Origin of the sequence: Streptomyces sp. ALI-76-A (genome assembly GCF_030287445.1) — a bacterium.
Lineage (GTDB): Bacteria > Actinomycetota > Actinomycetes > Streptomycetales > Streptomycetaceae > Streptomyces.
On sequence record NZ_JASVWB010000002.1, the window covers coordinates 1,947,110 to 1,970,792 of the forward strand.

Annotated in this window: 20 protein-coding genes; 3 read left to right on the top strand and 17 right to left on the bottom strand. The window is 72.8% G+C overall.

Going from position 1 to position 23,683, the window contains the following annotated elements:
• Positions 1-4: 4 nt before the first annotated feature.
• Positions 5-793, bottom strand: a complete 789-nt coding sequence (locus tag QQS16_RS09695) for a carbon-nitrogen hydrolase family protein (protein WP_286061216.1) — start codon at positions 791-793, stop codon at positions 5-7.
• 370 nt (positions 794-1,163) lie between these two features.
• Positions 1,164-2,360, bottom strand: a complete 1,197-nt coding sequence (locus QQS16_RS09700; protein WP_286061217.1) for an MFS transporter — start codon at positions 2,358-2,360, stop codon at positions 1,164-1,166.
• A 192-nt stretch (positions 2,361-2,552) separates the two neighbouring features.
• Here QQS16_RS09700 and QQS16_RS09705 point away from each other — a divergent pair, with 192 nt between their 5' ends.
• Positions 2,553-3,029 carry a hypothetical protein gene (locus QQS16_RS09705; RefSeq protein WP_286061218.1) on the top strand — a complete coding sequence of 159 codons (477 nt, stop codon included), beginning with the start codon at positions 2,553-2,555 and terminating at the stop codon, positions 3,027-3,029.
• Positions 3,030-3,135: 106 nt separating this feature from the next.
• Here QQS16_RS09705 and QQS16_RS09710 read toward each other — a convergent pair whose 3' ends face one another.
• The 5 genes from QQS16_RS09710 to rpe form a co-directional block, all read right to left on the bottom strand.
• Positions 3,136-3,588 (bottom strand): Lrp/AsnC family transcriptional regulator, encoded by a 453-nt coding sequence (locus QQS16_RS09710; protein WP_286061219.1) that lies wholly within the window; start codon positions 3,586-3,588, stop codon positions 3,136-3,138.
• A gap of 10 nt (positions 3,589-3,598) precedes the next feature.
• A complete protein-coding gene (locus QQS16_RS09715; RefSeq protein ID WP_286061220.1) occupies positions 3,599-5,065 on the bottom strand; it encodes an amino acid permease in 1,467 nt (488 codons plus the stop codon).
• 317 nt (positions 5,066-5,382) lie between these two features.
• Entirely contained in the window at positions 5,383-6,825 is a 1,443-nt protein-coding gene (locus tag QQS16_RS09720; protein WP_286066273.1) for a GuaB1 family IMP dehydrogenase-related protein, read from the bottom strand.
• Between the two features lie 238 nt (positions 6,826-7,063).
• On the bottom strand, positions 7,064-8,107 hold the full coding sequence (locus QQS16_RS09725) for a sugar-binding transcriptional regulator (protein WP_286061221.1): 1,044 nt from the start codon (positions 8,105-8,107) through the stop codon (positions 7,064-7,066).
• A 63-nt stretch (positions 8,108-8,170) separates the two neighbouring features.
• Positions 8,171-8,872, bottom strand: a complete 702-nt coding sequence (rpe, locus tag QQS16_RS09730; RefSeq protein WP_286061222.1) for a ribulose-phosphate 3-epimerase — start codon at positions 8,870-8,872, stop codon at positions 8,171-8,173.
• 134 nt (positions 8,873-9,006) lie between these two features.
• Between rpe and QQS16_RS09735 the strand changes: the two genes are divergently transcribed.
• Positions 9,007-11,184 carry an MMPL family transporter gene (locus QQS16_RS09735; RefSeq protein ID WP_286061223.1) on the top strand — a complete coding sequence of 726 codons (2,178 nt, stop codon included), beginning with the start codon at positions 9,007-9,009 and terminating at the stop codon, positions 11,182-11,184.
• On the opposite strand, the gene QQS16_RS09740 is transcribed toward QQS16_RS09735, so the two are convergent.
• Positions 11,165-12,583, bottom strand: coding sequence for an RsmB/NOP family class I SAM-dependent RNA methyltransferase (locus tag QQS16_RS09740; protein ID WP_286061224.1), 1,419 nt, complete (start codon positions 12,581-12,583; stop codon positions 11,165-11,167). The genes QQS16_RS09735 and QQS16_RS09740 overlap by 20 nt on opposite strands.
• 63 nt (positions 12,584-12,646) lie before the next feature.
• Positions 12,647-13,579, bottom strand: coding sequence for a methionyl-tRNA formyltransferase (gene fmt / locus QQS16_RS09745; RefSeq protein WP_286061225.1), 933 nt, complete (start codon positions 13,577-13,579; stop codon positions 12,647-12,649).
• A gap of 269 nt (positions 13,580-13,848) precedes the next feature.
• On the opposite strand from fmt, the gene QQS16_RS09750 reads away from it, so the two are divergent.
• Positions 13,849-14,391, top strand: coding sequence for a hypothetical protein (locus QQS16_RS09750; RefSeq protein ID WP_286061226.1), 543 nt, complete (start codon positions 13,849-13,851; stop codon positions 14,389-14,391).
• A 573-nt stretch (positions 14,392-14,964) separates the two neighbouring features.
• On the opposite strand, the gene QQS16_RS09755 is transcribed toward QQS16_RS09750, so the two are convergent.
• The 8 genes from QQS16_RS09755 to QQS16_RS09790 form a co-directional block, all read right to left on the bottom strand.
• A complete protein-coding gene (locus QQS16_RS09755) occupies positions 14,965-17,118 on the bottom strand; it encodes a primosomal protein N' (RefSeq protein WP_286061227.1) in 2,154 nt (717 codons plus the stop codon).
• Positions 17,119-17,352: 234 nt separating this feature from the next.
• Complete coding sequence (metK, locus tag QQS16_RS09760) at positions 17,353-18,561, bottom strand: methionine adenosyltransferase (protein ID WP_286061228.1); 1,209 nt, start codon at positions 18,559-18,561, stop codon at positions 17,353-17,355.
• A 238-nt stretch (positions 18,562-18,799) separates the two neighbouring features.
• Complete coding sequence (gene coaBC, locus QQS16_RS09765) at positions 18,800-20,002, bottom strand: bifunctional phosphopantothenoylcysteine decarboxylase/phosphopantothenate--cysteine ligase CoaBC (RefSeq protein ID WP_286061229.1); 1,203 nt, start codon at positions 20,000-20,002, stop codon at positions 18,800-18,802.
• Positions 20,003-20,123: 121 nt separating this feature from the next.
• On the bottom strand, positions 20,124-20,396 hold the full coding sequence (rpoZ, locus tag QQS16_RS09770; RefSeq protein ID WP_003977348.1) for a DNA-directed RNA polymerase subunit omega: 273 nt from the start codon (positions 20,394-20,396) through the stop codon (positions 20,124-20,126).
• Positions 20,397-20,469: 73 nt separating this feature from the next.
• Entirely contained in the window at positions 20,470-21,027 is a 558-nt protein-coding gene (gmk, locus tag QQS16_RS09775; protein WP_286061230.1) for a guanylate kinase, read from the bottom strand.
• 59 nt (positions 21,028-21,086) lie between these two features.
• Positions 21,087-21,410, bottom strand: a complete 324-nt coding sequence (locus QQS16_RS09780) for an integration host factor (protein WP_003977346.1) — start codon at positions 21,408-21,410, stop codon at positions 21,087-21,089.
• A gap of 277 nt (positions 21,411-21,687) precedes the next feature.
• Positions 21,688-22,533 carry an orotidine-5'-phosphate decarboxylase gene (gene pyrF / locus QQS16_RS09785; RefSeq protein ID WP_286061231.1) on the bottom strand — a complete coding sequence of 282 codons (846 nt, stop codon included), beginning with the start codon at positions 22,531-22,533 and terminating at the stop codon, positions 21,688-21,690.
• On the bottom strand, positions 22,530-23,636 hold the full coding sequence (locus tag QQS16_RS09790; protein WP_286061232.1) for a quinone-dependent dihydroorotate dehydrogenase: 1,107 nt from the start codon (positions 23,634-23,636) through the stop codon (positions 22,530-22,532). The genes pyrF and QQS16_RS09790 overlap by 4 nt, the downstream gene beginning before the upstream one ends.
• Positions 23,637-23,683 lie beyond the last annotated feature (47 nt).

Sequence of the window (23,683 nt, forward strand, 5' to 3'; positions counted from 1 at the left end):
TGTTTCAGACCAGGGCCCCGTAGAGGCCGGGGCGCCGGTCCCGCAGATACGGGTTGGCCTCGCGGGAGGCGGCGAGGAAGGCGGGGTCGACATCCGCGAGCAGCAGTGCGTCGGCGCGGCCGGCCCGGGTGCGGGCGACCCCGTCGGGTCCGGCGAGGGTGGAGAGGCCGACGAACTCGAACTCCCCCTCCTGGCCGACCCGGTTGACGTAGGCGACGTACATCTGGTTCTCGAAGGCGCGCACCGGCACGACCGACTCGGCGACGAACTGGAACGGGTGCATCTGCGCGGTGGGCACCAGGAGCAGGTCGGTGCCGGCGAGGGCGTGGGCGCGGACGTTCTCCGGGAACTCGACGTCGTAGCAGATCATCAGGCCGACCCGCAGACCGTCGAGCTCCGCCTGGACGACGGGCTGCTCGCCCGGGGTGAAGTGGTCGCGCTCGAAGCAGCCGAAGAGGTGGGTCTTGCGGTAGTTGGCCAGGCGGGTGCCGTCGGCGGAGATCAGCTGGGCGGAGTTGAAGACCGTCCCGCCGGCCCGCTCCGGGTAGCCGTAGGCGACGGCGAGGCCGTGCCGGGTGGCGAGCTCGGCGACCGCGTCCGCCGAGTCGCCGTCGGCGGGCTCGGCGAGGCGGCCGATGTCGTCGCCGACGGCGTAGCCGGTGAGGAACATCTCCGGCGCGGCCAGCAGCCCGGCGCCCGCGGCGGCGGCCCGGCCCGCGGCCTCGTCGAGAACCTTGAGGTTCGCGGCGATCGAGCCGGGGCGGCCGGAGCTCTGGAGCAGGGCGGTGCGCATACGTGTGTTCCTCACCGGGCGGAAAAGGGCGTTCGTGGGGGCCACAAGGTGTTTGCGGGGGCCACGTAGACGGTACGGGCGACGGGCTCGGGGCGACAAGAAGCAGCCGTTGCGCGCCGGTGCGCTGATCGTTGCGCGCTCGGCCCGGCAGACGGCGATTCGTTGCGCGCCCCCCCTGCCCTCCCGTACGACTGCCCCTGCCGACGGGTCCGGGGACTTCGTTACACCCGCCCCACCCCCTCCCGCACGACTGCCCCACCGGCGGGTCCGGGGACTTCGTTACGCGCCTCGCTCCCCCTCCCGCGCGGCTGCCTCACCGACGGGTCCGGGACTTCTTTACGCGCCTCGCTCCCCCTCCCGCGCGGCTGCCTCACCGACGGGTCCGGGCTCCTCGCGCGCCGGCCCCCAGCAGGAGTGCGGTCACCAGGTACGGGACGGCGAACAGGGCGAAGACGGTGCCGTGGGAGGCGACGCCGGCGGCCGTCGCGTAGCCGGCGTACACGGCGACCGTGGCCAGCTCCGTGCCCAGGCTCGCGACCGAGGTCAGGGTGGCCCGGCCGGTGTCCTCGATGCGGTGCTGGAGCCGGACGTCGGCGAGCACCGTCGCCAGCTGGAAGGCGCCGAAGGCGAGGGCCACCAGGACGAGCGCGGCGGGTGTCCGCGCGCCCGACCCCACGGCCAGGGCGAGCGCGGCACCCGCCAACAGCCGGGCGAGCCCGCCGCTGCCGAGCCGTTCGGCCCGGCCGGCCAGCAGGCTCCCGGCCGTGGCCCCCGTCCAGATCAGCAGAAGCAGCCAGGGGACGGCCTCGTCCGGGACGCCGGTGTCCCGCGCCAGCAGCGGCGTGTACTCGTCGAGCGCGCCCCACACCGCACCGACGGCCGGGACGAGCAGCATCGCCCGGCGCAGCGACCGGTCACCGCGGGCCACGGCGAGGCCGTCCCGCAGGGCCGCGGACCAGCTCTCACCCCCGGTGCCCGGTGTCCGATGCTCCGGGAAGCGGGTCGCGGTCAGCGCGGTGAGCAGACAGGCCAGCACGCTCGCCGCGCCGACGGCCGGGTAGCCGCCGAGGGCGAACACCGGTCCGGCGGCCCCCATCGCCGCCATCACCGCCAGCAGTCCCGCGGCGCGGGCCCGGCCCGTCACCCGCGCGTACTGGTCGGCCGCGCCGAGCCGGTCCAACTCCTCGTACACCAGGGCCTCCAGCGCCCCGGAACCGAGCGCTCCGCGCGCGCCCCACAGGACGAAGCCGACCGCGAAGGCCCCGTACGAGGGGACCAGCACCCACAGGGCGAAGCCGACCGCGGTGAGCAGCGGGCCGAGCCACAGCAGCAGCCGGCGGGAGACGGCGTCGGCCCAGGCGCCGGACGGCACCTCCAGCAGGACACCGGTGAGGGACCACAGGGCGAACAGTGAGGAGATCTGCCAGACCGACAGACCGGTGTCGGCGAACAGCAGCGCGTACACCGGATACAGCAGGACGAAGTCGTCGAGGAACGCGTAGCCGTACAGCGTGGCCGTGAGCCGCCGGACACCGGTGGCGGGCACGGGCGCGGGTGAGAGTGTCATGAGGCCTTCCCACAGGGACGAATCGGACGCCGGAGGTACGGCGGCCGAGGCGGCCCTCGGGAGGCACGGCTGGTGGATCAATGTCGCCAGGTCATGGCACCGATGGTAGTCGTGGTCAGGCGGCCGGCACGAGCGGATTTCCCGGTCCTCGCCTACGGTGGGCACGCCGGCCGGGCATCCGGGGGAGGACACATGGAGAGCGCCACGCTGCCGCACGTCGACGAGCACACCACGGTCGTCGCGGCGGAGGCCGACGCCGTGCGGCTCGCCGTCGGTGCCGTCCTGGACCACTCCTTCGGGAGCGGCCGGGCGGTCCGCTACGCGCGCCTGGTCGGCTGTGCCGACCGGACGGCCTCCGGGCCCCGGCCCCTGGCGCGGGGATCGACGCTGCCCGGTTTCCGGGTGGCCGCCGCGGTCCCGGGCCGGGAGCTGGTCCTCGTGGGCCGCCATCACTTCGCCACGTACGCCCTGGTCTTCCGCTTCGACGGGGCCGGCCCGGGCCGCGTCCGGCTGCGGGCCGAGACCCGGGCGAGGTTCCCCGGCCCGTTCGGTGCCCTCTACCGGCTGCTCGTCATCGGCACGGGGCACGCGGTGCTCGTGCGGCGCCTGCTGTCGGCGATCCGCGACCGGGCGGAGCGGGACCGTGCCGGGACGCAGCCAGACCGGTGAGGCGGGAGGGCGACCGACCGGCGTGGAGTGACACCGGCCAGGGCGGACTGACACCGGCCAGGTCTGCGAGCCCGACGCGGCTCCGCGGCCGGACGCGCGGAACCGCTCAGGTCGGCGAGCCCGACGAGAAGCGGCGCAGCAACGGCGACAGCACCAGTACGGACTTCGTCCGTTCCACGAACGGCTCCCCCGCGATGCGTTCCAGGACCCGTTCGAAGTGCCGCATGTCGGACGCGAAGACCTGGACGACCGCGTCCGCGTCACCGGTGACGGTCGACGCGGCCACGACCTCCTGGTAGCGCTCCAGACCCCGCTGGATGGTCTCCGGCGAGGTGTTGGACCGGCAGTAGATCTCGACGAAGCCCTCGGTCTCCCAGCCGAGGGCCGCCGGGTCCACCCGGACGGTGAATCCGGTGATGGCCCCGGTGGCCCGCAGGCGGTCCACGCGCCGTTTCACGGCGGGGGCGGACAGGCCGACCAGCTGGCCGATGTCCGCGTAGGAGCGGCGGGCGTCCTCGGCGAGGGCGTGCACGATGCGTTCGTCGAGATGGTTCAGCACGGTGAGTGGATCACTTCTCGGATGGTGCGAGTCGGGAGCGGCGATGGCCGTACACGAAGTAGAACACGAGCCCGACGGCCATCCAGATCCCGAAGACCACCCAGGTGACGGCGGACAGGCTGCCCATCATCCAGAGGCAGAAGGCGAAGCCCAGGGCGGGCAGCACCGGCGACAGCGGCACCCGGAAGGTGCGGGGCATGTCGGGGCGGGTCCGGCGCAGCACGACCACGGCCACGTTGACGAGCGCGAAGGCGAACAGCGTGCCGATGCTGGTGGCGTCGGCGAGCTGGCCGAGCGGGATGGCGGCGGCGAGGACACCGCAGAACAGCGACACGATCAGGGTGTTGGCGCGGGGCGCGCCGGTCTTCGGGTGGACACGGGCGAACACCTTGGGCACCAGGCCGTCCCGGGACATCGCGAAGAGGATGCGGGTCTGGCCGTAGAGCACGGTCAGGACGACGCTCGCGATGGCGATGACCGCGCAGAACGCCAGCAGGGTGCCCCAGAAGGTCTGCCCGGTGACCTCGCGCATGATCTGGGCGAGCGCGGCCTCGGAGTCGGTGAACCCCTGCCAGGGCTTCGCGCCGACGGCGACGGCGGCGACCAGGACGTACAGGGCGGTCACGATGACCAGGGACAGCATGATCGCGCGCGGCAGGTCGCGCTGCGCGTTCGTGGCCTCCTCGCCGGCCGTGGAGGCGGCGTCGAAGCCGATGTACGAGAAGAAGAGCGTCGCCCCGGCCGCGCTCACCCCGGCCATGCCGAGCGGCATGAAGTCCTCGTAGTTGCCGGAGCGGAAGCCCTGGACGCCGATCGCGCAGAACAGCACCAGCGCGGCGATCTTCACGACGACCATGACGGTGTTGGCGCGGGCGGACTCACGGGCACCGCCCAGCAGGAAGGCCATCGCGAGCAGGACGACGATCAGCGCCGGCAGGTTGAAGACGCCGCCGTCGCCGGGCGGGGCGGACAGCGCGTCCGGGATGGTGACGCCGATCGTCCCGTCCAGCAGCTCGTTCAGGTACTCGCCCCAGCCGACGGCGACGGCGGCGACCGAGACGCCGTACTCCAGGATCAGACACCAGCCGCACACCCAGGCGATCAGTTCGCCCATCGTTGCGTATGCGTACGAGTACGAGGAACCGGCGACCGGGATCGTCCCCGCCAGTTCGGCGTAGGACAGGGCCGAGAAGAGGGCGGTGAGGCCCGCGATCACGAAGGAGAGGGTGACGGCCGGTCCCGCCTTGGGGACGGCTTCACCGAGGACCACGAAGATGCCGGTGCCGAGGGTGGCACCGATGCTGATCATGGTCAGCTGCCACAGCCCGAGGGAGCGGCGCAGACTGCCTCCCTCGCCCTGCCCGCCCTCCGCGACCAGCTGTTCCACCGGCTTGCGGCGCATGAGGCGCACGCCGAGCCCCGGGGACGAGGGGGCCGTCCGGCTGTGCTGTTGCGGGGGTGCGCCTTGGTCGAGCACGCGCTGACTCCTTTGTCGCTGCCTGCGGGGCGGCGGGGACCGGCGGCACTCCTGCGAGGGCAGGAACCCGCCGAGCGGGGTCCCCGCCACACCATCTACAGGGGATGACCCTACGAGGCGGACCATTGCCCGTGTAATGCAGCAACCTTGCGCGTCTCCGCAAGATCGTTGCGTTCATCGGGGGTGGGCGGGTGTTCGTTGCGCGGCGGCTTCCGACCGTTGCGCGGGGCCGTGGCCGGCCGGTCGTCCGGCATCCTGGGCAGCGCTGTGAGCAGCGCCGTTCCGGATGCCCGGTGACCGCGGGCCTCGGGGGCCGGTCAGCTCCAGCTGGCGTGCAGCGGCTTGCCCTCCGCGTAGCCGGCCGCGCTCTGGATGCCGACGACGGCCTTCTCGGCGAACTCCTCCAGGGAGCCGGCGCCGGCGTAGGTGCAGGAGGAGCGGACGCCCGCGATGATCGAGTCGATCAGGTCCTCGACGCCCGGGCGGGCCGGGTCGAGGAACATGCGGGAGGTGGAGATGCCCTCCTCGAACAGCGCCTTGCGGGCCCGGTCGTACGCCGACTCGTCGGAGGTGCGGTTGGCCACGGCCCGCGCGGAGGCCATGCCGAACGACTCCTTGTAGGGGCGCCCGCCCGCGTCGTGCTGGAGGTCGCCCGGGGACTCGTAGGTGCCCGCGAACCAGGATCCGACCATCACGTTGGACGCTCCGGCCGCGAGCGCCATGGCGACATCGCGCGGGTGGCGGACACCGCCGTCGGCCCACACGTGCTTGCCGTACTTCCTCGCCTCGGCCGCGCACTCCAGAACCGCCGAGAACTGCGGCCGGCCGACGCCGGTCATCATGCGGGTGGTGCACATGGCACCGGGCCCGACGCCGACCTTGACGATGTCGGCGCCGGCCTCGACGAGGTCGCGCACCCCCTCCGCGGCGACGATGTTGCCCGCGACGATCGGCACCTGCGGGTCGAGGCCGCGCACCAGCCGGACCGTGCTGATCATCGACTCCTGGTGGCCGTGCGCCGTGTCGATGACGAGCGTGTCGACGCCCGCGTCCAGCAGTTGCTTGGCCTTGGCCGGGGCCTCGCCGTTGATCCCGACGGCGGCGGCGATCCGCAGGCGGCCCCGCGCGTCCGTGGCGGGCGTGTACAGCGTGGCGCGCAGGGCGCCCTTGCGGGTGAGGATGCCGGCGAGGCGGCCGTCCTGGTCGACGGCGGGCGCGTAGCGGCGGTTGGCGTGGTCCAGCCGGTTGAAGGCCTCACGCGGGTCGATGTCCGCGTCGAGCAGCAACAGGTCCTTCGACATGACCACTTCGAGCTGGGTGAAGCGGTCGACACCGGTGAGGTCGGAGTCGGTGACGACGCCGACCGGCCTGCCCTCCCCGTCGACGACCACGCCGGCGTTGTGGGCACGCTTGGGCAGCAGCGACAGCGCGTCGGCGACGGTCTGGTGCGGGGCCAGCACGATCGGCGTGTCCAGGACGTGGTGGCGGCTCTTCACCCAGGTGACGACCTCGGTGACGACCTCGATCGGGATGTCCTGCGGAATGACGACGAGCCCACCGCGCCGGGCCACGGTCTCGGCCATCCGGCGCCCCGCGATGGCGGTCATGTTGGCGACGACCAGCGGAATCGTGGTGCCGGTGCCGTCCGGGGAGCTGAGGTCCACGCCCTGCCGCGAGCCGACCGCGCTGCGGCTCGGGACCATGAACACGTCGTCGTACGTCAGGTCGTACGGAGGCTTGATGTCGTTGAGGAAACGCACGTGCTGCACATCCCAGTCGATCAGAGGTGGCCCCCGGACAGGTCAGCCAGGGGGAAGAGCACGTACTTCATTGTCCCATGGCGGCCGGTACGCGCTGCCCGGTCACATCGTCCAGGCTGGTCGGAGGGGTCCTTGGAGGATTCTCCAAGGGTGGGGGCGTGGGGAGCGTCAGGTGCGGTGGACCACGAGGGGGCGGCCGCGGCGGCGTACCACCACGACCGCCCCCGATGGGCGTTCGTCAGATCCCGTCGGGATCCGCCCGGTTGAGGGCGGGCTTCGGCGTCGGCCCCGCCGTCATCAGGTAGTCCGCCGCCGACGTGTCCGTCACCAGGCTGGTGACGAGCCCCGACCGCAGCACCGCGTCGATCGCGGCGGCCTTCCGCTGCCCGCCCGCGATCGCGACGACCTCGGGGACCCGGCGGAGCTGGTCGGCCTTGACGGTGATGCACCGCTCGCCGAGGTCCCGCCCGACCCGGCGGCCGTCGGAGTCGAAGAGGTGCGCGGACATCTCGGCGGCGACACCGAGCGAGGCGTAGTGCGACCGTTCCTCGTCGCTGAGCATGTCGTGCACCGTCGAGATGCCCGGCTCCCAGGAGCCGATGGAGACGCAGGCGACCGTGACCTTGTCGAAGTACTCGAAGGCCCGGGCGATCCCGGTCTGGTGGCGCAGCGCCTGGGCGGTGGCCGCGTCCGGCAGCAGCATCGGCGCGTAGATGGGATGGGCGTCGCCGCCCGACACCTGGGCGGCCCGGCGGACGGCCTCGACCGAGCCGCGCTCGGCGGTCCCGGCGTCGTACACGCCCGTCAGCTGCACGACCGTGCAGGGCGGCAGCCGGTCGAGCGCCGCCGCCATGTGGATCGTGGACCGGCCCCAGGCCAGGCCCAGCACATCTCCTTCGTTCAGCAGTTCGCCGAGCAGGTCGGCGGCCACTTCCCCCAGGTTCTCCGGGTCGGGCGAATCCTGGGCCTCGGCCGGGGACTCGACCACGACGGCGTGCCTGAGGCCGTACCGGGCGCGGAGCGCGTCCGAGCGCTCGGCGTCCAGTTCGGCCGGCACGCGGATCTCGATCCGTACGAGATCCCGTTCGAGAGCCGTTTCCAGGACCCGGGCCACCTTGAAGCGGCTGACGCCGAACTCCTCGGCGATCTGGATCTTGGACTTGCCCTCTAGGTAGAAGCGGCGGGCCATGGCCGCCGCCTGCACCAGCTCAGCGGGTCCCATCCGCATGGCTGACCGGCCCGCCGACATACCCGACACGGCGATCTCCTCACTGCTGTTCACATCGTGGATTCGCCGTTCATCCTCGCAGATACGGCGCGCTTGATCAGCCCTGATGAGAGTCGTTCACGTTCCCTTGGTTCCGTGGTCGCACGCCCAGCTCGCCTTGGCGGTGGCCGCCTCGGCCTGCGTGCGCAGTGCACGTACCGCCTCGGCCGGGTCGGACGCCCCGTACACCGCCGATCCCGCGACGAGGACGTCGGCGCCCGCGTCCGCGCAGCGCTCGATGGTGGAGGCCGAGACTCCGCCGTCGACCTGGAGCCACAGTTCGAGGCCGCGCTTGGTGATCAACTCGCGGGTGCGGCGAATCTTGGGGAGCATGATGTCCAGGAAGGCCTGACCCCCGAAGCCCGGCTCGACCGTCATGATCAGCACCATGTCGAGCTCGGGGAGCAGGTCCTCGTACGGCTCGATGGGCGTCGCCGGCTTCAGCGCCATGGAGGCGCGGGCGCCCTTCGCGCGGATCTCCCGGGCCAGCCGGACGGGAGCGGCGGCCGCCTCCACATGGAAGGTGACGGACGAGGCCCCCGCCTCTACGTACTGGGGCGCCCACCGATCGGGGGCCTCGATCATCAGATGGCAGTCCAGCGGAGTGTCCGTAGCACGGGCCAGTGACTCTACGACCGGCACACCGAGCGTGAGGTTCGGGACGAAATGGTTGTCCATGACGTCGACGTGGAGCCAGTCGGCTCCTTCGACCGCCTTCGCCTCGTCCGCGAGACGGGCGAAGTCGGCGGACAGGATGCTGGGGTTGATCTGCACGGCCATGACCCAAGCCTCCCATGTCCGGGCACGAATGGTCGCGCCGGTCCGGACCTGAGCCGTTCATCGGATGTTGTACGGGTGCCGCACCTGCCATGCTGGGCGGCCGATCGCGTCGACACGGCGCTACGGGGGTGGCCATGACCGAGCCGCAGGAGACCAGGCAGGGACAGTCGGGGAAGCGCGGCATCGGGCATCTGGTGTGCGGGCGGCGTGCCAAGTGGCTGGTGCTGGTGCTGTGGCTCGTGGTGCTGTTCGCCACCGCGCCGTTCGCCCAGAAACTCACCGACGCCCAGGACAACGACGCGGCCTCCTGGCTGCCCGGATCCGCCGAGTCCACCCAGGTCCTCCAGCTCTCCGAGGACTTCAGGCCGGAGCAGATCCCCGCGATCGTCGTGTACGCCCGCGAGGACGGCCTGACCGCCCAGGACCGGGCCCGGATCACCGAGGCCACGGAGGAACTCAAGCAGCTGACCGCGCACGGCGTGCGCGGCGACGAGACCCGGGGACCGGTCTACGACCGGCAGACCGATCCGCGCGCCGCCCAGATCCTGGTGCCGATCACGATGGACGAGGAGGGCTGGGAGCGGATCGCGCCCGCGGTCGACTCCATGCGCGAGATCGCCGGCGAGGGCGGCAACGGACTCGCCGTGCACGTCACGGGCCCGGGCGGCACCTCCGCGGACTTCTCCGAGGCCTTCGAGGGCATCGACTCCACACTGCTGATCTCGGCGATGGCCGTGGTCATCATCATGCTGCTCATCACCTACCGCAGCCCCACCCTGATCCTGGTGCCGCTGCTGTCGGTGATCGCCGCCCTGTTCACCGCGCAGGCGCTGATCTACTTCCTGGCGGAGCACGCGGGCCTCACGGTCAACGGCCAGAGTGCCGGCATCCTGACGGTGCTCGTGTTCGGCGCGGGGACGGACTACGCCCTGCTCCTGGTCGCCCGCTACCGCGAGGAGCTGCGCCGGCACGAGGACCGGCACGAGGCGATGGCGCTGGCCCTGCACCGCGCGGGCCCGGCGGTGCTGGCCTCCGGCGCGACGGTCGTCCTGAGCATGCTGGTCCTGCTGGCCGCCGAGATGAACTCCACCAGCGGCCTCGGCCCGGTCGCGGCGATCGGTGTCGCGGTCGCCGTGCTGGCGATGATGACGCTGTTCCCGGCGCTGCTGGTGATCTTCGGCCGCTGGATCTTCTGGCCGGCGAGTCCGCGCTTCGGCGCGGAGGACCCCAGCGAGCGGGGCCTGTGGGCCCGGCTGGGCCGCCGGATGGCCCGCCGCCCGCGGATGGTCTGGGGCGTCACGGCGGTGGCGCTGGCGGTCTGCTCGCTCGGTCTGATCCAGCTGCGCGCGGAGGGCATCGGCAACGCGGACGCGTTCACCGGGAAACCGGACTCGATCGTCGGCCAGGAGGTGTCCGCGCGCTACTTCCCGGCGGGCAGCGGCGATCCGCTCGTCGTCGTCAGCAACCAGGAACAGGCCCGGCAGGTGGGCGAGGCGGTCGCCGCCACCCGGGGCGTCGTCCCCGAGTCGCTCGGCCTGCCGCCGGGTACGAAGCCGGCCTTCGAGGGCAAGGTGCTGTTCGAGGCCACCATGACCGCCCCGTCCGACAGCGAGGCCGCGAAGCAGACCGTGGAGCGGGTCCGGGACGCCGTGCACGCGGTGCCGGACGCCGACGCCCAGGTGGGCGGCGGCACGGCGGCCCTGCTGGACATGGACGAGGCGACCACGCATGACAATCTCCTGATCATCCCGCTGGTGCTGATCGTCGTCCTGCTGATCCTGTGCGGGCTGCTGCGCGCCCTGATCGCCCCGCTGCTGCTGGTCGGCACGGTGATCCTGTCGTTCGCCGCCGCCCTCGGCATCAGCGCGCTCGCGTTCCGCCACGTGTTCGACTACGCGGGCGAGTCGACCGACTTCCCACTGTTCGTCTTCGTCTTCCTGGTCGCCCTGGGCATCGACTACAACATCTTCCTGACCACCCGGATCCGCGAGGAGGCCGCCCACCAGGGCACCCGCAAGGGCGCGGTGACGGGCCTGGCCGCGACCGGCGCGGTCATCACCTCGGCGGGCCTGGTCCTCGCGGGCACCTTCGCCGCCCTGGCCACCCTCCCGATGGTCGCCTTCGCCGAACTCGGCTTCGCGGTGGCCCTGGGCGTGCTCCTCGACACCTTCATCGTGCGGTCGGTGCTGGTCACGTCCCTGTTCCTGGACGTCGGCCCGAAGGTGTGGTGGCCGCACCGGCTGGCCCGCGAGGACGGCGGGCCGCACGCCCCCGAGACGGTGGGGGCAGGAGTCAGCCGGTCCGCCGAATGAGCGCCAGGTACATGGCGTCGGTCCCGTGCCGATGCGGCCACAGCTGTACGTCGGGGCCCTCGCCGAGGTCCGGCACGCCCGGCAGCAGCGGGCGGGCGTCGACGAGTTCGGCCTCGGGCCACTGCTTGAGCACGTCGTCGACGACGGCCCGGGTCTCGGCGAGGTGCGGCGAGCAGGTCGCATAGCCGACGATCCCGCCGACCCGTACGGAGTCCAGCGCCGTCCGCAGCAGCCCGCGCTGGAGCGGCGCGAACCCCTCCAGGTCCTCGGGCCGCCTGCGCCACCGCGCCTCCGGCCGCCGCCGCAACGCGCCGAGACCGGTGCACGGCACGTCCATCAACACCCGGTCGAAGACACCGGGCCGCCACGGCGGCCGGGTCCCGTCGGCGGCGATCACCTGGTAGGGGCCCGGGTTCCCGGCCAGGGACCTGGCGACCAGCCCGGCCCGGTGCGGCAGTTTCTCGGAGGCGAGCAGCAGGGCTCCGCGCTCGGCGGCGAGGGCGGCGAGCAGCGCCGCCTTGCCGCCGGGCCCGGCACATCCGTCCAGCCACTTCCCGTCCGGACCGTCCAGCGGCGCGTTGGCCAGGGCCAGGGCCACGAGCTGGCTGCCCTCGTCCTGCACCCCGGCCCGGCCCGCCCGTACGGCGTCGACGGCGCCGGGTTCGCCGCCCTCGGCCAGCCGGACGGCATACGGCGACCAGCGGCCCGGCTCCGCGGACTCCTCCCGGAGCAGCTCGTCGGCGGTGGACCGCCCCGGCCGGGCGACGAGGGTCACCGCGGGCCGCTCGTTGTCGGCCGCCAGCAGTTCCTCGATCCCGGCCCGGCCGCCGCCGAGGGAGTCCCACAGCGCGGAGACGACCCAGCGGGGGTGGGAGTGCACGAGGGCCAGGTGGTCCTCGGGATCCTCGTCGTAAGGCGGTGCGACCTTCGCGATCCACCCGTCCAGATCGTCCTGCGCGACCTTCCGCAGCACGGCGTTGACGAACTTCGCCCGCCCGTCGCCGAGCACCACCCGGGCCAGCTCGACGGAGGAGGAGACGGCGGCATGCGTCGGGATCCTGGTCCCGAGCAGCTGGTGCGTGCCGAGGCTGAGCACATCGAGCACCGGCGGATCGACCTCACGCAGCGGGCGGTCGACACAGGCGGCGATGACGGCGTCGTACGTCCCCTGCCGTCGCAGCGTCCCGTACACCAGCTCGGTCGCGAGGGCCGCGTCCCGGGCGTCGAAGTCGTCCTTCTCCCGCGCCTTGCGCAGCAGCGGCGGCAGGACGAGGTTGGCGTACGCGTCCCGCTCGTCCACGGCCCGCAGCGCCTCGAAGGCGAGGATGCGGACGGGGTCCTTCTGGGGCCGGCGGTAGGGCTTGGCGGGCCTGCGGGGCCGACGGGGCTGGTCGCTCACGAAAAAGGTGCTCCGGATTTCAGGCGGGGATGCCCACCAAGCGTAAGTCCGCGGCCCCCCGCGTCACGCGCCGAGGGTCTCACCGTCCGCGATGCGCACGCCCCGGGCCCAGTCGGCGGCCTTCATCGGCTTCTTGCCCTGGGCCTGCACCCACAGCAGTTCCACGGCGTACGACCCGGTGCCCACGTGCACGTCGTTCTTGCCGACGGCGAGCACACCGGGCGCGAGATCGGTCCGCTCCGGCACGGACCGGACCTGGACGAGCTTGAGCCGCTCGCCGCGGAAGACGGTCCAGGCACCCGGCGCGGGCGTGCACCCGCGCACCACCCGGTCGACGCGCAGCGCGGGCGCCGTCCACTCCACCCGGGCGTCCTCGACAGTGATCTTCGGGGCCACGGTGACGCCCTCGGCCGGCTGCGGTACGGCCTTCAGGGTGCCCTCCTCGATCCCGTCCATGGTCGCGGCGAGCAGGCCGGCGCCCGCGAAGGCGAGCCGGGTCAGCAGGTCGCCGCTGGTGTCGGTGGGCCGGACGGTCTCGGTCACCGTCCCGTACACGGGCCCGGAGTCGAGGCCTTCCTCGATCAGGAAGGTGGACGCGCCCGTCAGCTCGTCGCCCGCCATGATGGCGTGCTGCACGGGCGCCGCCCCGCGCCAGGCGGGCAGCAGCGAGAAGTGCAGGTTGACCCAGCCGTGCACGGGGATGTCGAGGGCGACGCGGGGCAGCAACGCCCCGTAGGCGACGACCGGACAGCAGTCGGGCGCGATCTCCCTGAGCCGCTCCAGGAACTCCGGATCCCGCGGCTTGGCGGGCTTCAGCACCTCGATCCCGGCCTCCTCGGCCCGCTCGGCGACGGGAGAGGCGACCAGCCTGCGACCCCGCCCGGCCGGCGCGTCGGGCCGGGTGACGACGGCGGCCACCTCGTGCCGCCCGGAGGCGAGCAGAGCGTCCAGAGCGGGAACGGCGACCTCGGGGGTGCCGGCGAAGACGAGCTTCATGGGTGGGTTCGCGCCTCTCGGGCAGTGCTGATGCGGGCAGCGCCCAAGTCTATGACCACGGGCGCAAAGCCGCCGCCGACGGCCGACCCGCGGAACGCGAGGCCGACGATCAAGGCGCGATCACCCTTTCGGGGGCGTACACGTATGTCCCCACGCCCCCCGTGCGTGACCAGCGGAGCGAATCGGCGTTGGTCAAGAAAGAGTTGACCCCAACGGGCCGCACATCGCGCGGCCCGCTCCTTTTCAACGCCGGTTCGAGAGGCTTGTTCATGGCCGACCACGCAACCCACGACGCCCAGGCTCGGGCCAGCCTGCACTTGCTGGTGCGGGACATCGAGCGGGTCCGCCGGCAGGTGGACGCACTGCGCACGCTGACCGCCCAGTTGGGCAACGTCTACCGCCCGCGCCGCTCCGGCCCGTCCGCGGGCTTCGTCGTCTACGGACGCGCCCCCGCTCCGACGGTCCGTCTCGCCCAGGAACTGCGGGACAGTGTCGAGACCCTGGTCACGGCCGCCGTGGACTTCGACCGCTCACTCGGCTTCTCGTGGGACGCGGTGGGTTCCGCGCTGGGGGTCACCAAGCAGGCGGTGCACCGCCGTTACGGCGCCCGGCGGGCCGCGACCCAGGCCGCCGCCGAGACCGAGCGGGCCGCGGACCCCTCGGCCTCCCGCACGGTCAACGTGGGCGCCGGCATCTCCACGGTGCCGACGGTCCCCGCCGCCCGCTCCATGCCCACCCAGCCGACCGCGGGCAGCCCGTCCCTCCGCGACGAGGCCAGGCCCACCGCGTTCCCCGGCCCCCGCAACGGCTGACCCGTCCCGCTGTCCCCTGCCCTCCCGGCCCACGTCCGGGAGGGCAGACGTGTGTCGGTGGGGCCCCGTTCCGGGGGCTGCCGCAGACATCCCGGGGGCCGGCACAGGCCGGGACGGGCTGAGCGGGGTCGGCCGACGTGTCCCGTCCCACGGGCCGGGGTGGCATCCGCCCGGGCGGGACAGCCCGACCCGCCTGGGGTGCCGGCCCACCCCACCCAGGAGCGAGCCACCCGCCCGACCGGCCCGCCCACGCACGCCCCCGGCAGCCGGTTCCTCGGCGCGGACGTCCCCGTCAGCAAGACAACGAGGCCGGTCGAGGCAGGACGGCAGGACAGGCCCACCGCGCCGAGCCCGGGTCTGCCGGCCCACCCCACCCAGGAGCGAGCCACCCGCCCGACCGGCCCGCCCCACCGACAGACGCACGTCCCAGCAGCCGGTTCCTCGGCGCGGACGTCACACCGTGGGTGAGACAGCGGAAGCCGGGCAGGACAAGCCCGGACCGGTCGGCCCGGACACGCCTGGCCGTGATGAGCCGGGTCGGCCGACCCAGCCCGTCCGGTCACGATTGCGCACTCACCCGATGTCCGGCGGATCGATCCGCACCCGGACCGCCGCCTCCGCACCCCCGCGCGCCATCCGCGCCGCCTGCGCCGCCTTCAGGGCGGACGCCAACGCCGCCCCGCTCCCCGGCGGCACCCGGACCAGCGCCCGCTCCCCGGACTCCCCGCCGGGCGGCGCCCCGGCCCGGCGCGGGCGGCCGTCGACGCCGACGGGAACCGGGACCGGGCCCAACACCTGGGCGTCCGACGGCAGTTCCACCGCCCGCAGGAACTCGGCGACCGCTTCCGCGGGCCCCGACACGGCCGCCATCCGGGACACCGGCGGAAAACCCAGCTCGGCCCGCTCGGCGAGCTCCCGCACCGCGTGGCCCACGGGGTCCCACCGCACCAGCGCCTGCACCGGCCGCAACGTGGGCTCGGCGACGACCACGACGGTGCCCCCCGCGCCCTGCGGCCGTACCAGCGCCGCCGCCCCGATCCAGCGGCGCAGCGCGTCCTCACCGGCGCGCAGGTCGGGCCGCCCGAGCATGGCCCAGCCGTCCAGCAGCAGGGCGGCCGCGTAGCCGCCGTCGGCGACGGGTTCGGCCCCCGGTGTACTCACCACCAGCGCGGGCGCTGACGAGACGGTGTCCAGCACCTGTTCCCGCCCGGAGGTCCGCACCGGGACCGCCGGAAACGCCCGTCCCAGCTCCTCGGCGGTCCGCCGGGCCCCCACGACCTGCGCCCGCAGCCGGAAGCCCCCGCACTCCGGGCAGTGCCAGGCGGCGTCCTCACGCCCGCACCAGCCGCACCGCAGCGCGGCCCCGGATTCCCGCGCCTCCAGCGGCCCGGCACAGTGCCGGCAGCGGGCGGGCGCCCGGCAGCCGGCGCACGCCATCCTCGGCACATACCCGCGCCGGGGCACCTGCACGAGCACCGGCCCGTGCCGCAGTCCCTCCCTGACGACCTGCCAGGCCAGGGTCGGCAGCCGCGCGGCCCGCGCCGCCTCGTCCCGCGCGAGGTCCCCGTCACCCACGGTCCTGACCAGCGGCGCCGCCGTGCGCACCTGCTCCCGTCCGGCCACCAGCGGCCGGGCCCAGCCGCTCTCCACGAGCTGCGCGGCTTCGACGGTGCAACTCCAACTCCCGAGCAGGAAGCCGCACTTGTCCTGCGCAGCCCGCAGCAGGAGCACCTCCCGCGCATGCGGCTGAGGGGCGTGCTGTTCGCTGTGGCTGTCGTCGCCGTCCTCCCACATCGCGACGAGCCCGAGGTTCCGCACCGGGGCGAACATGGCGGCCCGTGTCCCCACGACGGCCCGTACGCTCCCCCGCCGCACGGCCAGCCACTCCCGGTACCGCTTCTCGGGCCCGGCGTCGGCGGTGAGCACCGCGTGCCGCCCCTGGCCCAGCAGCGCGGTCAGCGCGGCATCGACGCGGGCGACGGCCCGCCCGTCCGGCAGGACGACCAGCGCGCCGCGTCCGGAGGCCAGCGTCGCGACGACGGCCCGCGCCAGCTCGTCGCTCCACTCGGGCCCCGGCAGCGCGTTCCACACCGCACGCGGGGCACCACCGGCGGCCAGCGACTCCACGAACGCGGCCCCGTGGCCGTACCGCCCCCAGGAGGCCGCGTCGGGCGCACCGGGCGGCGGCAGCGGGGCGGGTGAGGGCCGCTGCTCGGCCCGCGCGTTGCGCGGCGGCACGGCGAGCTGCAACACATCGGCGAGGCTGCCCGCATACCGGTCGGCGACGGCTCGGGCCAGCCCCAGCAACTCCGCGCCGAGCACCGGCTCCGGCGAGACGACCTGCGCCAGCGCCGCCAGCGGCCCGGGGTAGTCGGACTCGGCGAGCCGCTCGATGAGGAACCCGTCGATCAGCCCCCCGCCCTCACGCCGCCCTTCCCGCACGCGATGCCGTCCGGCCCCGAACCGCACCCGCACCCGCACCCCGGGCTGCGCCTGCGCGTCGAGGTCCTCGGGCACCGCGTAGTCGAAGTAGCGGTCGAGATGGAGCACGCCCTTGTCGACCAGCACCCGGGCGACCGGCAGTTCCTTGGCGAGCGCGGCCCCCCGCCACGTGCGCGGCTTGGCCCGCGGCACCTGAGCCTTCCGCACGGTCTCCCGGATGAGCGCAAGCTGCTCGGGCGGCGCCCCCTCGGCCCCACCCTCCACCGCCCCGTTCTCGCTGCTCACCCTTGCATTCTTACCAAACCCCACTGACAACCGCCGACGCCCGAGCCCCTCGCCGAGCACCGAGCCCTCCGCCGGCGCCCGAGTGCCCGCGACGTCCGAGTCCGCCGGCACCCGAGTCCGCCACCGACGACGCCAGGTGACGGCCCTCCCGGCTCGCCGTCACCCCGCGGCCGGAACGCGCCGAGGCCCGGCCCCCGAGGGGGACCGGGCCTCGGCGTGAGCAGTGGGCGGGCCTTACAGCCCCGCCGCCTCGCGCAGCGCGTCCACGCGGTCCGTGCGCTCCCAGGTGAAGTCGGGGAGCTCACGGCCGAAGTGGCCGTACGCCGCGGTCTGGGAGTAGATCGGGCGGAGCAGGTCGAGGTCGCGGATGATGGCGGCCGGACGGAGGTCGAAGACCTCCTCGATCGCCTTCTCGATCCGGTCGGTGTCGACCTTGGCCGTACCGAAGGTCTCCACGAACAGTCCGACCGGCTCGGCCTTGCCGATCGCGTACGCCACCTGCACCTCGCAGCGCGTGGCCAGACCCGCGGCCACCACGTTCTTGGCGACCCAGCGCATCGCGTACGCCGCCGAACGGTCCACCTTGGACGGGTCCTTGCCGGAGAAGGCGCCGCCGCCGTGGCGGGCCATGCCGCCGTACGTGTCGATGATGATCTTGCGGCCGGTCAGGCCCGCGTCGCCCATCGGACCGCCGATCTCGAAGCGGCCGGTCGGGTTCACCAGGAGGCGGTAGCCCTCGGTCTCCAGCTTGATGCCCTCGTCGAGCAGCGCCTTCAGCTCCGGCTCCACGACGAACTCGCGGATGTCGGGGGCCAGCAGCGACTCCAGGTCGATGTCGGAGGCGTGCTGCGAGGACACCACGACCGTGTCGAGACGGACGGCCTTGTCGCCGTCGTACTCGATGGTGACCTGCGTCTTGCCGTCCGGGCGCAGGTAGGGGATCGTGCCGTTCTTGCGCACCTCGGACAGGCGCTTCGACAGCCGGTGCGCCAGGAAGATCGGCAGCGGCATCAGGGTCGGCGTCTCGTCGCACGCGTAGCCGAACATCAGGCCCTGGTCGCCGGCGCCCTGGCGGTCCAGCTCGTCCTCGTCGCCCTCGACCCGGGACTCGTAGGCCGTGTCGACACCCTGGGCGATGTCCGGGGACTGGGCCCCGATGGACACCGACACGCCGCAGGAGGCGCCGTCGAAGCCCTTCTTCGAGGAGTCGTAGCCGATCTCCAGGATCTTGTCGCGCACGAGCTGCGCGATGGGTGCGTAGGTCTTGGTGGTGACCTCACCGGCCACATGCACCAGGCCGGTCGTGATCAGCGTCTCGACGGCGACCCGGGACGTGGGGTCCTCACGCAGAAGCGCGTCGAGAATGGTGTCGCTGATCTGGTCAGCGATCTTGTCGGGGTGACCCTCGGTCACTGACTCCGAGGTGAACAGACGACGGGACACAACGCTCCCTGGGGTTGCAGCGGCTGCTGGCTGATCATTGGCGGACGGGACGGGGGCTGCGCCCGGCGTCGTCCGAGAACAGTTTATCGGTCGCGTTCGGCCACCGGACTCCCGTCTCGCCTCTCGGGAACGCTGTGACCTGCGGCACGGGCATTCTGCCCAATCCCCGGCGGCCTTGGCCAGGGGCGCCACGCCCCAATCTGCGAGGCCCGCGCGATCCTTGAGCAGAACGAGACGTTCATCCCAGCCGTTCGACCACGAGGTCCCACACGGTATCGGCCAGGGCTTCCTTCGGTCCGTGCGGGACCGGTGTCTCGCTGCCGTCGGCACCCAGGACCACGGCCTCGTTCTCCTCGGAGCCGAAGGTCTTGCGCTCCCCCACCTCGTTCACCACGAGCAGGTCACAGCCCTTGCGCCGCAGTTTGGTGCGGCCGTTGGCCAGCACGTCGTCCGTCTCGGCGGCGAAGCCGACGACCACCTGGCCGGGGCGGGCGCGGTCGGCGGAGATCTCCGCGAGGATGTCCGGATTCCGCACGAGCACGACGGGGTCCGGCTCCTGGCCGTCCCTCTTCTTGATCTTCCCGGCCGCGTAGGTCTCCGGGCGGAAGTCGGCGACCGCCGCGGCCATCACCACCGCGTCGGCGTCCGCGGCCGCCTTCAGGACCGCCTCCCGCAGCTGCACCGCCGTGCCGACCGGGACGACGTCCACCCCCGCCGGGTCCGGCAGCCCGGCGTTCGCCGCGACCAGGGTGACCCGGGCGCCCCGGGCCGCCGCGGTACGGGCGAGGGCGTAGCCCTGCTTGCCGGAGGAGCGGTTGCCGAGGAAGCGGACCGGGTCGAGGGGCTCACGGGTGCCGCCGGCGCTGATGACGACGTGCCGGCCCCTGAGGTCCGGCTCGGTGACACCCCGGGCCAGGACACGGCGGCAGACCTCGAAGATCTCGGCGGGATCGGGCAGCCGGCCCTTGCCCGTGTCGACGCCGGTGAGGCGGCCGACGGCCGGCTCGATGACGACCGCGCCGCGGCGGCGCAGCGTCGCCACGTTCTCCTGGGTGGCCGGGTGCTCCCACATCTCCGTGTGCATGGCGGGGGCGAAGACGACCGGACAGCGGGCGGTGAGCAGGGTGTTGGTGAGGAGGTCGTCGGCGAGGCCGTGGGCGGCCTTCGCGATCGTGTCCGCGGTGGCCGGGGCGACGACGACCAGGTCGGCGTGCTGGCCGATGCGGACGTGCGGGACCTCGTGGACGTCGTCCCACACCTCGGTCGAGACCGGGTGGCCGGAGAGGGCGGACCAGGTGGCGGCGCCGACGAAGTGCAGGGCGGAGGCGGTCGGCACCACCCGGACGTCGTGTCCCGACTCGGTCAGTCTGCGCAGCAGCTCACAGGCCTTGTACGCGGCGATGCCACCGCTGACGCCCAGAACGACCCTCGGCTTGTCCACCGTCTCTCCCCGCACCTCGGAAACGTACGCCGCGGCTCCCGCCGTACGACTCCATCACACACCACAGGCCCGGCGGTCGCGCCGCCGGGCCTGTGGAAAAGCTCACCGCAAACCTAAAATATTACTGCGCCGGGCCCTCGATGGCCTCGGACGTCAGCAGTCCCGCGTTGATCTCGCGCAGGGCGATCGAGAGCGGCTTCTCGTGGACGTGGGTGTCGACGAGCGGACCGACGTACTCGAGGAGGCCCTCGCCGAGCTGCGAGTAGTACGCGTTGATCTGGCGGGCCCGCTTGGCCGCGTAGATCACGAGGCTGTACTTCGAGTCGGTGGCCTCGAGGAGCTCGTCGATCGGCGGGTTGATGATGCCCTCGGGCGCGGAGATGGAAGAGGACACGCTCTACCTTCCGATGGATGGGAAAAGACCGGTCGTGATCACCGAATCCGTCAGGATCCCGGAGAATCAGCGATCACACAACATCCATCAAGGCTAGCAGCTCACGCGCCACATCCTCGACGGAGGTGTTGACGAGGGTCTCGTCGAACTCCGGCTCGGCCGCCAGTTCGACCTTCGCCGCGTCCAGACGGCGCTCGATCACCTCGGGCGGCTCGGTGCCCCGTCCCGTGAGTCGGCGCACCAGCTCCTCCCAGGAGGGGGGAGCCAGGAACACCAGCTGGGCGTCCGTCATGGACTCGCGGACCTGCCGGGCACCCTGGAGATCGATCTCCAGGAGGACGGGCTCACCCGCCTCCAGGCGCTCCAGCACCGCCGCACGCGGCGTGCCGTACCGGTTGCCGGCGAACTCGGCCCATTCCAGCAGCTCACCGTTGGCGATCAGCTTGTCCATCTCCTCGTCGGTGACGAAGAAGTACTGGACTCCGTGCTTCTCGCCGGGGCGGGGCCGACGGGTCGTCGCCGACACCGACAGCCAGACCTCGGGGTGTTCCTTGCGCATATGAGCGACGACCGTGCTCTTGCCGACCCCAGAGGGGCCGGAGAGCACGGTCAGCCGCGGACGTTCACTCATGCAGCGATTATTCCAGCTATCCCGGAGTGCCCGGGACTCCCGGTCCGGAGTACCCGGATTCAGGAGCCGGTACTGCCGAACTCACGCTCAAGAGAGGCGATCTGGTTGGAACCGAGACCGCGTACGCGGCGGCTCTCGGAGATACCGAGTCGCTCCATGATCTGCTTGGCGCGGACCTTGCCCACGCCCGGGAGGGACTCAAGCAGGGCGGAGACCTTCATCTTGCCGATGACGTCGTTCTCCTGGCCCTGCTTGATGACCTCGTGCAGGGAGGCGCCGGAGTGCTTGAGTCGATTCTTGACCTCGGCCCGCTCCCGGCGAGCCGCGGCGGCCTTTTCGAGCGCGGCTGCGCGCTGTTCAGGGGTAAGGGGCGGAAGAGCCACGCCTACGTCACCTCGGATGTAGAACTGTCGGATACGGACCGGTGAGGAACCTGATCGCCCCACACCTGGTGAGCCACGGACAACACACTCGCCCGTTGACTCTCGTCGGAGACTAGCGGCCAAGGGCGCCAGAGTCAGCGAGAACAGCGGAAAAGTCCTGGTCAGCCTTTGCCAGCTCGTACATTTCGGACATATTGCCCCGGATTTGAGAATGTATTCAGGCTCAAGTCGGCCCCGGCCCACTCATCGGAGGACTCGGCCGAAGGTCGGGGAGGACTCAGGAGGCGTCCACGGCGGCCCGGATCTCGGCCGCGAACCGGTCCGCGGCCGCCCGCAGGGCGCCGACGTCGGGACCGTGACGCAGAACACCCCGGCTGACGTTCGGCAGGACATCGCGCACCGCGGCCCCGAAGACACCGGGAAGGTCGGACGGAGTGGCCCCCTGGGCACCGATGCCCGGCGCCAGCAGCGGACCGTTGATGGCCAGGTCGTACGAGGACAGGTCACCGAGGGTGGCGCCGACGACCGCCCCGAAGGAGCCCAGGGGCTCCTCCCCCGCGTTCTCGGCGGCCAGGTGGGCCAGCATCGTCGCGCCGACGGTCCGGCCGTCCGCGCGCACCGCGTGCTGGACCTCGCCGCCCTCCGGGTTGGAGGTCAGCGCCAGCACGAACAGTCCCGCGCCGTTCTCCCGCGCCAGCGCGATCGCCGGGCGCAGCGAGCCGTAACCGAGGTACGGCGAGACGGTCAGGGCGTCCGAGAACAGCGGCGCGTCCCGGTGCAGGAAGGACTCGGCGTACGCGGCCATGGTCGAGCCGATGTCGCCGCGCTTGGCGTCCATCACCACCAGCGCGCCGGCCGCCCGCGCCTCCTCGACCGACTTCTCCAGCACCGCGACGCCGCGGGACCCGAAACGCTCGAAGAACGCGCTCTGCGGCTTGAGGACGGCGACCCGGTCGGCCACGGCCTCGACGACGGTCCGGCTGAAGCGCTCCAGGCCCGCGACGTCGTCGCTCAGGCCCCACTCGGCGAGCAGGGACGCGTGCGGGTCGATGCCGACACACAGGGGCCCGCGCTCGTCCATGGCGCGGCGCAGGCGAGCGCCGAAGGGTGCGGGAGCGCTCATGCCGGCTTCCTGACGTCGGCGCCGACCGCGTCGGCGAGGGTGGCGTACGGGCTGGTCCGCAGACGGGCGGCGAGTCCCTTGTGGATGGCGCGGCCCCAGAAGGGGCCCTGGTAGATGAACGCGCTGTAGCCCTGGACCAGCGTGGCACCCGCCAGGATGCGCTGCCAGGCGTCCTCGGCGTCCTCGACGCCGCCGACGCCCACCAGGGTGATCCGGTCGCCCACGCGCGCGTAGAGGCGGCGCAGCACCTCCAGGGAGCGCTCCTTCAGGGGCGCGCCGGACAGGCCGCCGGTCTCCTTGACCAGGGAGGTGTCGGAGCTGAGGCCGAGCCCCTCGCGCGCGATGGTCGTGTTGGTGGCGATGATCCCGTCCAGGCCGAGTTCGACGGCCAGGTCGGCGACCGCGTCGACGTCCTCGTCGGCAAGGTCCGGCGCGATCTTCACCAGCAGCGGGACGCGGCGCGAGGTCACCCTGCGGTCGGCGGCCTCGCGGACGGCGGTCAGCAGCGGGCGCAGCGCGTCGGTGGCCTGGAGGTTGCGCAGCCCGGGGGTGTTCGGCGACGACACGTTGACGACCAGGTAGTCGGCGTAGGGCGCGAGCCGTTCGGCCGACGTCACGTAGTCGCCGACGGCCTCCTCCTCCGGGACGACCTTGGTCTTGCCGATGTTCACGCCCACGACGGTCCTGAAGACGGGCTCGCGGGACGCCAGGCGGGCGGCCACGGCCAGCGAGCCGTCGTTGTTGAAGCCCATGCGGTTGATCAGCGCGCGGTCCTTCACCAGCCGGAACAGCCGCTGCCCGGGGTTGCCGGGCTGCGCCTGTCCGGTCACCGTGCCGATCTCCACGTGGTCGAAGCCGAGCATCGACATGCCGTCGATGGCGACCGCGTTCTTGTCGAAGCCGGCGGCGAGCCCGAACGGGCCGTGCATGCGCAGGCCGAAGGCCTCCGTGCGCAGCTCCTTGTAGCGGGGCGCGAGCGCGGCGGCCAGGAAGGTGCGCAGCACGGGGACGCGCACGGCGAGCCGGATCCAGCGGAAGGCGAGGTGGTGGGCCTGCTCGGGGTCCATCCGCCGAAAGACCAGACGGAAGAAGATCTTGTACATCTCTGTGTCCTCTTGAAGCCTCGGTGAGCCTCATGAAGAGGGGGACA